Source organism: Desulfosarcina sp. (assembly GCF_041551955.1).
Taxonomy (GTDB): domain Bacteria; phylum Desulfobacterota; class Desulfobacteria; order Desulfobacterales; family Desulfosarcinaceae; genus Desulfosarcina.
On the sequence record NZ_JBFELV010000161.1, the window covers coordinates 1 to 9,869 of the forward strand.

Annotated in this window: 3 protein-coding genes; 1 reads left to right on the forward strand and 2 read right to left on the reverse strand. The window is 53.9% G+C overall.

The window, feature by feature from the left end:
* Both ABYV26_RS13390 and ABYV26_RS13395 read right to left on the reverse strand, forming a co-directional pair.
* The coding region (locus tag ABYV26_RS13390; protein ID WP_372681775.1) for a diguanylate cyclase at nt 1-906 on the reverse strand (906 nt) is incomplete at its 3' end.
* Nucleotides 907-998: 92 nt separating this feature from the next.
* The gene (locus tag ABYV26_RS13395) at nt 999-2,570 is read right to left on the reverse strand and encodes a response regulator (protein ID WP_372681777.1); all 1,572 of its coding nucleotides are present in this window, start codon (nt 2,568-2,570) and stop codon (nt 999-1,001) included.
* 774 nt (nt 2,571-3,344) lie between these two features.
* Here ABYV26_RS13395 and ABYV26_RS13400 point away from each other — a divergent pair.
* The coding region (locus ABYV26_RS13400) for a DUF4347 domain-containing protein (protein ID WP_372681778.1) at nt 3,345-9,869 on the forward strand (6,525 nt) is incomplete at its 3' end.

The following is a 9,869-nucleotide window of genomic DNA, read 5'->3' on the forward strand; positions in this document are numbered from 1 at the left end:
GCTGAGGGTGATCTTACCCAGACTTTCACCGGTGCTCTTTTTTTTCAGGTCGAGCCGTTCAAAAGCCAACCGGATATCGTTGGCCAGTTTCATGGCCCCATCAACAGGTGTGTCTGGCAGCAGAATGGCGAACTCTTCTCCGCCGATGCGGGCTGCCAGATCCTTGCCCTTGATGGAGTCCTTGAGGGTTGCGGCAACCATGCGAATTACGTTGTCGCCCACCAGATGGCCATAGGTGTCATTGACTTTCTTAAAAAAATCGATGTCGGCAATGATCAGGCAAAGGGATGTCCCGTCAGCCTGGGCATGGGCGATGTTTTCCGATAGGGCCTTGTCAAATCCACGACGGTTACCGATCTGGGTCAAGGGGTCTTTGAGCGATTCCGTGCGGTAAAGCGCCATCTTGTTTTTCAATTGTTCGATTTCGCTATTCGCCTGCTGGAGTTGTTCTCGGAAGGATGAACTGGAGCCTTCCAGGCTGGTTATTTCATTTTTAATTTGCTTGACAATCGTCTTCAGCTGGTCTTGAGGCAAATTGGGTACGATTGCTTCATTGATGGCTTGCATGTTGTTTGCCGACTGGGAATAAAACTGGTCGGCGGTATTCATCGTACCGATGATTTCGGCAAAGACCTTATTCAGCTCTTTGCGAACCAGCGTGGTCAACCTTTCCTGGTCCGTCGCAATATATTGGCTGAAGAACTGCTGGTTAATCTCGGTGGAGAACGTCTCCCCCTTTTCAAGGTGGTTGTCTATGGCTGCCTTCAGTTCCTCGTTGTGGCCAGACACATATTCGTACCAAATGCAGTAGTTCAACGGGTCTGTGGGAAGCCCATGTTTGCCGATCAGTTCAAGGGTAAGGCGTAGGTACCGGCGTGAATCTTCAATCCCGTCATTGTATTGCATGATGCGGTTTCCTTTCTGCACAGGTATCGAGGCACGGGCAGTGGCTCGGACAGATTTCTACCTGTTTGTCCATTAGGAATCTACTCATATAATTATTTTTGCAATTCATTTTTAATTGCCAGGCCAACGGTTTCCATCGTGTAAGGCTTTTTGATGAATTGGCTGGCGCCTAACCGAATCACTTTGTCGACACGAACGGTTTTCGCATATCCGCTGGCGATGATGGTTTTTTGATTGGGTTTAAACCCGATTATTTTTGTAAACGTTTCCAGACCGTCGAGACCCGGGTCCATGATCATGTCCAATAGGACCAGGTCCGCCGATCCGGTTTTTAAAAATGCAATCGCTTTTTCACCGGACTCGACCGAGATGGGTTTGTAATTGAGCATTTCCAGAATATCCGTCGCGATCTCTCTTTGCTCCTCGACATCATCGACGACCAATATCACCTGACCGTCTCCCCTATACTCGTCCGCGGGAACCGATGCTTGCGCTTTTTGCGCGATTTCTCTAGTAGCCGGAAGGGTGATGCAGAATGTCGTGCCTTCATCGGGTTGGCTGGTGACATCGATATACCCATGATGATCCTGGACGGTCCCCCAGACCACGGCCATTCCAAGGCCTGTGCCGCTCCGCCCCATCACCTTCTTGGTAAAGAATGGCTCATAAATCCGATTTAAATCGGATTTAGATATTCCGCACCCCTTATCGGATATCTCGAAGGCCACAAATTCACCTTCACGGACGGTTTCAACACCCATTTCCGGTGGGCTGAACGTGTGATTGTAAGTCGAGATGGATATTCGGCCGCCATCGGGTTGGGCTTCCGCTGCATTGGAGACAAGGTTCATGATCGTTTTTCGAATATGGATCGGCGATCCCGTGACATTGAGCAGATCCGGGCTGAGATTGGTTTCAATGGAAATGTGTGGATGATGAGAGACGAGCTTTTCATGCTCGGGTGAATTCAGGTAGTCCAGCACAATTTTATTTATATCGATCACTTTTTTTACACTGACCCCCCTTCTGGCCAGTGTCAGCAAGTCATTCACGATCTCGGCCGCGCGTTGCCCTGCCTGTTGAATGGTAAGAATCGGTTTCCGCAAGGGGCTGTCGCTGTCCAATTTACACAGCAGCAATTCCGGATAACTGATGATCGCCGACAGCACGTTGTTCAGATCATGGGCGACACCTCCCGCGAGGGTTCCCAGTGCCTCCATCTTCTGGGCCTGGACCAGCTCATTTTGAAGCTGCCGCTGCGCGTCCATCATTCGCACGGCGCGCATCATGAAGCGAACCCGCTCAACTAGAATCACCCAGTTAATCGGCTTGGTAATGAAATCCGTGGCACCGACTTCGAATGCCCGGTTGATTGACTCCAGATCATCCAGCGCCGTCATGATCAAAATGGGCACTGATGCAAAACCTGCCTTCTGCCGAACGGCTTGGGCGGTGTCAAAACCGTTCATTTCCGGCATCATTACATCCAGCAGGATGACATCGGGCCGGAGGTCGTCCAACGCCTCCATTGCCCGGAGGCCATTTTCGGCTTGCGACACCTTAAAACCGGCCGCTTTGAGGGATCCGTCCGCGGCATCCCGCATGATCTCGTCATCGTCGACGATCAGGACGTGACCGGATGGCTGCTCTGTTGGTTGCGTCATAAAGACCTTTGAAAACCTAATTTCGCGTAAGCGTTCACAGGGCACCGCATCTGCTTTGTTTCCGGGCGATTGAAGTACGGATAGTACGTCTGCATGCCCGGCGCCGCGCATCTGCATCACCCTGCAAACACTTACAATACGATGTGTTACAAAACATTTTTCATTTCAACTCCGTAATCGGGTACAATTTCCCATACATTCTTGAAGCGTTTGCGACCCGGACGCACCATTCGTATCAAGTTGTTGATCGGCAACCCAGCCTGTCGCTTTAGCCCTTTTATCGGTTGCATCTGATTTTTTATTAATTGTTTTTTTTTCGGATACTTTCGGTTGGATGGAACAGGTTTTGGGTTCTGGGTTCTGGGTTCCGGGTTCCCTGGAAACCGGCAACTGTACACCTGTCGGTATTCACCGCGCATAGTGACCTCACCCAGATCTGATATCGAATCTAAAATAGCAACCTTCAAATCCCAATTTCTAAACAAATCTCAGATTCCAATTTTTAAACAAGATCAACTACCAACTGAGGTTTAGAATTTTGAGTTTGAGTATTGTTGATTGTTTGTCTTTTGTTATTTGTTTTTTGAAATTTCGTAATATTTTTCTGGTTCACCGTTCACCGTTCACCGTTCACCGTTCACCGTTCACCGTTCTGCGTTCCGACCTCCGACCTCCCAACGCTTAACCTCTGAACCTCCCAACCACGAACCTTTCAACCCTATGCAGGCTAAAGAAAAGGCCGTCATCGGCCGATAACAGCCAAGGATAGATCCATTGTGGGAGATCTGCGCTGTTTTGTATATTTCGAAGCGGGCAAGAGATCGGCAATTGCAAAAGAAACCTAAAAAATGTGTAGGGGATCAGCACCTGTCGAAAGCCGGCATCTGTTTCGAGGCCCTCGAGCCCCGACTGCTGCTCTCCGGAAGCTGGGGAGCCATCGTCGATGGTTCCGGGCCAGACACCCCATCCGATTCGCACGGCGGCTTCACCCGCGCCTCGATGGTGTTCCATCCCGACACTGGTATCAATACCATCGGAAGCGAAAACCGCAGTTTAACGCCTGGTAGCGGGCGTGTCGACCTGCTGTCCCGGGCCCCTGCATTGAACACCCTGTTCAACCCAATTCCCGCTCTCGATGTGTCATCAGCGTCGATTCCGGCCGCACCCGATACCGAAGCCACCATCTCATCGACCATTGATGAAAAGAAGGATATCGCGCCGCCGTCCGCTACACTGGATGCGGCCGTAAGGCGCGAACTGGTGCTGGTCAATGACAACGTAGCCGATTTCGATTGGTTGATCAATGGTCTGCGTGAGAGCGATACGAACCGGACCATCGAGATCGTGGTGCTCGATGCCGACCGTGACGGTATCCAACAGGTCAGCGACATCCTTACCGATCGATCGGACGTCTCGGCCGTGCATGTCATCGCCCACGGGACCGACGGTCAGATCAATCTGGGCAACGGCTGGCTGAACAGCGACACCCTGCAGGAGAACAGCGATGCCGTGGCCGGCTGGGGCAGTGCCCTGACCGTCAACGGGGATATCCTCTTTTATGGCTGCAACCTGGCAGCCACAGAAGACGGGCAAGCGTTGACCAATACCCTGGCTCAACTAACAGGTGCCGATGTGGCGGCATCCGATGATATTACCGGCCACGAGAATTTCGGTGGGGATTGGGAACTCGAGTACAACACGGGGGGCATTGAGACGCAACTATCCTTCACTGCCAACATCCAGAACAACTGGTTTGGTGTGTTGGGCGTCTCCCCCGTACTTGATCTGGACGCTGACGATAGCTCCGGGCAGAGTGGGGCCGATTACGCTACCACTTTCACTGAAAACGGTGGAGCGGTAGGTATCGTCGATGCGGATGTGGCCCTCTCAGACTCGGATACCGAGACGGTCTTGGCAGCCGTAACCTTCGTAAACGAGACAGCATCCGGGTGGCAAGAGCAGGGCCTCTCCACCCCGCTGGCCATTCCCGCCAATACGGTCTTCACAGTCACAGTCAACACCGGCGACACCTACTACGCCGTCGACGACTACGGTTTGTCTACGCCCGTGAACAATGGTCCTTTAAGTACGGTGGACGATGCCGGGCTGTATGGCCCGGTGGGGTCCTACCCGACAAATACCTGGTTAAATTCCAATTACTTCCGTGATATTGTCTTTAACGGGGGGAGCATCTTCACGGCCCAGACCCCGCCGGATTTGCACTTGACGGATGCGGTTAACCTCGACTTGGGCGTCCGATTCCAAAGCAGTGTGGCAGGCGAGATCACGGCCATTCGTTTCTGGAAGGACAGCTACGAGACCGGTACGCATACCGGACGAATCTGGGTCGATGGTGCCTACCTGAACTCCCTGACAGTCAGCATCACGAACCTTTTGGATGGGGCTGCGGAGAACCTATTGGCCGACACCACGGGGACCTCGATCACGGCCAGCTACAACAGTGGAACGGGTGTGTTGACCTTAAGTGGTGCAGACAGTGTGGCAAACTACCGGCAGGTCCTGCAAACGGTCTCCTACAACAACACTTCGGAGGCCCCCGATACCACTGCCCGCTCGATTTCTTTTGTGGCCAACGATGGGATCAACGATTCCAACGTGGGGACCACCATCGTCACAATGGTAGCCATGAACGACGATCCGGTCGTTACCTTGCCCGGTGCACCCGTCACCTATTACTCCGGTGGGTCTGCGGTGGTCGTCGATGCGTCGGCAACCGTTTCCGACGTGGATTCGACAAACTTTTTTTCTGGTGATTTGCGGATCGGATTCATGAGCGGTGGCACTGCAAACGATGTCCTGGCGATCCGCAACCAGGGGACCGGAACGGGCGAGATCGGGGTGTCTGGCAGCACTGTAAGTTATGAGGGTGTGGACATCGGCACCTTTTCGGTAGGGACAGGCCTGATACGGCTCGACATCGACCTGAACGCCAGTGCCACCCAGCCAGCGGTACAGGCGCTTGCACGCAATATCACTTACGAGAATATTTCGGCCACACCAGCGACCGGGCTACGCCAAGTGCGCTTTGCCCTGAGAGATGGCGACGGTGGGGAGAACGGGATTGTCGCCCAGACTGTGGATGTGGTCATCAATTCGGCACCATCAGCGGACATTGGCGGAGCTTACAACATTAACGAAGGCGACAACCTCACCCTGAATGCCTCCGGATCCTCGGACCCGGAACTAGACGCGCTGACTTATCATTGGGACCTCGATAATAACGGTGTATACGATGATGCGGTTGGCGTTAACCCCACAATAGACTGGTCCGACCTCAAGGCATACGGGTTTGATAACGATCGGGTCAACACGATCGGCTTGGAAGTCGACGATGGAAAGGGAAAAACTGACACGGCCACCATCGACGTTGCAGTAAGCAACGTCGCACCGACGTTGACGGTTACCGGCAACCCAACCGTCACGGCGGGTAACAGCTATACACTCAATCTGAGCAGCAGTGATCCTGGTAACGACACGATCACCGGCTGGACGATCAACTGGGGTGATGGCACCATCGAGGACGTCGTTGGCAATCCATCCAGCGTGAGTCACACCTATGCGATGAATGTGGCAGGGCATACCTTCAATATTTCAGCCAGTGCCAACGACAGTGACGGCACCTATTTCAACGCTGACCTGATTGCCACGAGTTGGGCCGGTAGTCTCCTGTACAGATTCGACGGCGATTCGGGCGCTTTCGAGTCCCAATTCGGCAGCGGGGATGGCCTGAACGCGCCTGACGCCATCACCCTGGGGCCCGACGGCCTGCTTTACGTGGCAAACTTCAATGGTGACAACATTCTGCGTTATGATCCTGGCACGCTGACGCTGGTTGACACCTTTATCACCACCGGGCTCGGGGGGCTGAACGGCCCCACAGACGTCTTGTTTCTGGCCGACGGATCGCTGTTGGTTTCCAGTAACGATTCGGGAGAAATTTTACGATACAACGATACTGGTGGTTCTTTAGGTGCCTTCGTTACGGCGGGAGCCGGCGGTTTGATTGGACCGAATGATCTGCTGATCGGCACCGACGGAATGCTTTATGTCAGTGACTACGAAGGTCATCGGATCCTGCGCTTCAATGCACTGGATGGCACCTTCGTCGATCTGTTAGCCGACAGCGGCAATGGGCTCAACAACCCTGAGCAAATGGATTTCGGACCCGATGGCCGCCTTTATATAGCCAATGGAGGTGGCGGTAATGTGCTATCCATCGATACAACCACCAAAGCGATTAACGTGTTCGTCTCATCTGCCAGTGCGCCTTCAACCCCCACCGGTTTGCAGTTCGGTCCGGACGGCAATCTTTATGTAGCCGGTTTTGGATCCAGCGATATACGAGCATACGACGGTGCGACCGGTGCATCGCTGGGTACACGTGTCATCGGTGGAAGCGGTGGCCTGTTAGGCCCCTATCACATGACTTTCCTGGCTGACCAGCAGGTAACGATCGTTAATACGGCGCCCGAACTCATCGGCGCTGGTCTACATCTCACTTCGATCAGCGAAGATCCAACGGTAAACAATGGTGATCTCGTCTCGTCAATCCTGGCCAGCACAGGTGGTGACCCCATTACCGATGTAGATGCAGGCGCGGTGGAAGGCATCGCGATTTTTAACCTCTCGAACAGCAATGGAACGTGGCAGTACGATACCGGCTCCGGCTGGACCGCGGTGGGTTCGGTCTCGGTGGCCAGTTCCCTCTTGCTGCGCGATACCGACAGTTTACGGTTTGTCCCCAACGCCAACTGGAATGGCACTGAGTTCTTTTCCTTCGCCGCCTGGGATCAGACCTCCGGTGCTGCCGGAACCAAAGTGGACACGTCCAGTTTTGGCGATACCACCGCTTTCAGTACTGGAACCGCCATCCCCAGCATCACCGTCAACGGGGTTAATGACCCACCCACTGCAGCTGATAAAACCATTACCACTCCCGAAGAACAAATTTATACATTTACCATCAGCGACTTCGGATACAACGATGTTGAAGGTGATCCACTCGCACTAGTTAGAATATTACCGATTCACGTTGGAAATTTTATTCAGCTGGATGGGACTGTTCTCGTAACCACTGTCGTGCATGACATTGCAGTAGCTGATATCACCGACGGTAAGCTGACCTTCCATCCACCGCCAGACCTCTTTGGCGACGCAGATATTTTTTACTTTGGCGTTAATGACGGCACATCGGATAGTGCCGCCTACACCATGTCGGTAACCGTAACACCGGTCAGCGACGCACCCACCTTGAACAACGGCACACTCGCCTCCATCAATGAGGACATCGCGAATCCGGCCGGAGAAACCGTCGCTGCCATTTTCAGCGGCCAGTTTTCGGATGTGGATGGCGACGGCTTTGGAGGAATTGCCGTCGTGGGTAATACAGCCGACGCAGGTACACAAGGAACATGGCAATATTCAACCAATGCCGGCGCCAACTGGTTCGCCATAGGTACCGTCGCTGATGACAGCACCGCGCTGGCCTTGAGCAGCAGCAGTCTGGTTCGCTTTCTGGCGGTAGCCGATTACAACGGTACACCCCCCGCCATGACCGTGCGTGGATTGGACGACACCCACGCCGGTGGCTACTCGACCACCGCGGGCAGCGAAACCCGCATCAACGTCGACACCAGCAATAATGGCGGCATCACAGCCATTGCCGCGGCCACCGCCAGCCTTTCAACGTCGGTCACCCCGGTCAACGATGCGCCGGTCGGGCTGCCGACGATTACCGGAATCGTCACCGAAGATCAAATCCTCGGCGTGGACACCTCCGGTATCAGTGACATAGACGACCTGGGCGCTTTCAGTTATCAATGGTTACGAAACGGTGCAGCCATTGGTGGTGCGACTGGCTCCACCTACACGCTGGGCGATGCCGATGTGGGCGCACAGATCAGTGTGCAGGTGAGTTATACCGACGGAGACGGCACCGCAGAGAGTATTACCTCTCTCCAAACCGCAGCGGTGGGCAATGTCAATGATGTGCCGGCCGCTCGGGACGATCGGATCAGTTTGGTGTTCGATGGCATCGATGATTATGTGACTATCGGTGCATACGCAGGCTTGTCCGTATCGACCAATTTAACCATGGAGGCTTGGATTAAGCCCACAGGTTTAGGTACCGGATCGCAAATCGTCATCAACAAAGAAGGCGAATATGAATTGGGCATCACCGCTGACACCGGCGAGGTCATATGGGCATTTGACAATATCAACCCTGACTGGTCCTGGCATAACACCGGTTATTTTGCCACGGCAGGGGAGTGGACTCACCTTGCTGTGACCTACAACAACGGTGTGGTGGATACATACGCCAACGGCGTGCTCGTGGACTCCTACAGTGGTTCTGGTACAATCGCGGACCAATATCCTGCGATGAATGAACTCCAGATTGGTGGTCGCGAAAATGCAACTACACAGCGATTCGACGGCGCCATCGATGAGGTTCGAATCTGGAATACGACACGCACCCAGATTGAAATCCAGACCACCATGAATACCCTGTTGACCGGGGCGGAGTCGGGTCTCATCGGCAACTGGCGTCTTGACGAAGGCAGCGGTACCACGGTTGCCGACCAGTCTTCATTAAATCACCACGGTACTCTGGCTGATGGCGTCGTGGCTGCCGAGATGCCTGTCTGGAAGGGCTATGTCGTCCTCGAAGACGGAACGCTGACCGTCAACGCCGCCAACGGTGTTCTGTCAAATGATTTCGATATCGACGGGGACATCCTAAATGCTGTTCTCGACAGTGGCCCTGCCAATGCCGATTTCTTTACCCTGAACCCGGATGGCTCCTTCACATACACACCGAATGCAGACTTCCATGGTGTCGACGCTTTTACTTACCATGCAAACGACGGAAATGCCGATTCGAATATCGCGACCGTCACCATCCGTGTCGATCCGGTCAACGACGTCCCGCTGGCCGCCGGCGACAGCTGCTCGACGAACGAAGACACGGCGGTCACCACCGGCAATGTCCTCACCAATGACGCGCTGGGAGATCCAGCGACGACGATCACGGCCTTCGATGCCGCTAGTGTCAATGGCGGTAGTGTGGTCAATAACGGTGACGGGACGTTTACCTACACGCCGGCAGACAATTTTAACGGCAGTGATTCATTTACCTATACGATTACCGACAATGACGGTGAGACGAGTACGGCCACGGTGGATGTGACCGTCAACCCGGTCGTCGATAGTGTCGATGATACGGCGAGCACGGATGAAGATACGGCCGTGACCACCAACGTTCTGGCCAATGACAGC

Coding starts and splice junctions, on each gene's coding strand:
- ABYV26_RS13395 (WP_372681777.1), bottom strand. CDS start 2,570: ATGACGCAACCAACAGAGCAGCCATCCGGTCACGTCCTGATCGTCGAC.